The organism is Streptomyces sp. McG3, from assembly GCF_018619185.1.
In the GTDB taxonomy this organism is placed as follows: domain Bacteria; phylum Actinomycetota; class Actinomycetes; order Streptomycetales; family Streptomycetaceae; genus Streptomyces.
Map to the genome: position 1 here is coordinate 1 of NZ_JAAXYC010000552.1, position 1,751 is coordinate 1,751.

At 73.0% G+C, this 1,751-nt stretch carries 2 protein-coding genes; both read right to left on the bottom strand.

What is annotated here, in order from left to right; translation table 11 throughout:
* A partial coding sequence (locus HET64_RS38360; protein ID WP_215111838.1) for a serine/threonine-protein kinase occupies window positions 1-723 on the bottom strand: 723 nt, incomplete at its 3' end.
* A 113-nt stretch (window positions 724-836) separates the two neighbouring features.
* A complete protein-coding gene (locus HET64_RS38365) occupies window positions 837-1,637 on the bottom strand; it encodes an SDR family oxidoreductase (protein ID WP_215111839.1) in 801 nt (266 codons plus the stop codon).
* Window positions 1,638-1,751 lie beyond the last annotated feature (114 nt).

The window sequence follows — 1,751 nt, forward strand, 5'->3', positions numbered from 1 at the left end:
GGTGGGGCCCGGGGAGGCGGGGGCGAAGAGTTCGGGTGCCAGGTAGGAGGAGGTGCCGATGACGCTCCCGGACCGGGTCACCCGGTCCGCGCCCTCGAAGGTGGCGATCCCGAAGTCCACCAGGATCGCGAGGCCGTCGTCGCGGACGAGGACGTTGCCCGGCTTCACGTCGCGGTGGACGACCGATGCCGCGTGGACCGCTTGCAGGCCCTGGAGGACCTGGAGGCCGATGGTCGCCGCCCTCGGCACGGCGAGGACCCCGTCGCCGCTCAACAGGTCCCCCAGGGACCTCGCTTCGAGCAGCTTCATCACGATCCAGACCTGGTTGTCGGTCTCGACCTGGTCGTGGACCGTCACCACGTTCTGGTGCTCGATCTTGGCGATGGCCTCCGCCTCGCGCCGCGCCCGTTGCAGCGCCGCCGTCTGCGTGGCGGCGGTCATCGAGTTGCGGTCGAGCAGCCCCTTCACGGCGACGAACCGGCGCAGCCGCCGGTCATGCGCCTTCCAGACCTCGCCCATCCCGCCGCTGCCGATCGGCTCCAGCAGCTCGTAGCGGCCGTCGATCACGGTCCGGGGGGAGGGCGGAGCGCCGTGCGGCGGTGGCGTGCTCGGCCACACCTGCGGCGCCACGGCGTCCGGCCGCCGGGGGTCGTCGCCCGACCGGCGGTCCTCGGGCTCTCCGGCCCCGTCGCCCGCTCTGCCGGCCCTGTCTTCGTTGTGCATACGACCCCCTGTGCACTACATGGACCACGCCAGATTAGACGTTACGTCCTGCTCGGACGCCTTGACGTGAGGTACCGGTTCGCGCCCCGGCGATCGGCGGTACGGATGGGGCCCTAGGAGGCCGCGCCGCCGTTGCTCTTCAGCAACTGGCCGTTGACCCACTGGCCTTCGGGGGAGCACAGGAATCCCACCAGGTGGGCGGTGTCCAGCGGGGTGCCGAGCCGGCCGAGCGGGGTGCCCCGCACCAGGGTCTCGCGCAGCGCGTCGTTCATCCAGCCGGTGTCCACCGGCCCGGGGTTGACGACGTTCGCGGTCACGCCGAGGTGGGCCAGCTCGTGCGCGGCGGCCAGCGTGATGCGGTCCAGGGCCCCCTTGCTCGCCCCGTAGGGAAGGTTGCCCACGGTGTGGTCGCTGGTGAGCGCGACGATCCGGCCGGTCGCGGTGCCGGGCGCGCTGCGGAAGCGGAGCCCGTACTCGCGGATCAGCAGCCAGCTGGCCCGGGAGTTCACCGCGAAGTGCCGGTCGAACGCCTCCACGGTGGTGTCGAGCAGTCCCGAGTCCACCGACTCCGCGTGCGAGAGGACGAGCGCGGTCACCGGCCCGCCGTGGTGCTGTTCCGCCGCGTCGAAGACGCGCGTCGGCGCGTCGGGGTCGGTCAGGTCCGCCTCGATCGCCACCGTCCGGGCCCCGGCCTCCGCCAGCTCCTTCTCGATGGACGCGGCGGCCCCCGGCTCGGCGCCCCAGTTCATGCGGCGGTCGTACGGCGTCCAGTAGGTGAAGGCGACGTCCCAGCCGGTGGCCGCGAGCCGGCGCGCGATGCCCGCGCCGATACCGATGCTGCGGCCGACGCCGGTGATCAGGGCCATGGGGCGGTCCGGTCCGGAGGTGGGCGGGAGCTGTTCGGTGTTCGTCACGCGGTGATCCTTCGTGACCCGTACGCCTACGTCAATGGCCTTTCCGGACAGGCGGGACGGCGCGGTTGAGCCCGCGCTGACCTGCGGGGCGGGCCGGTCGGGGCGCGGCAGGAG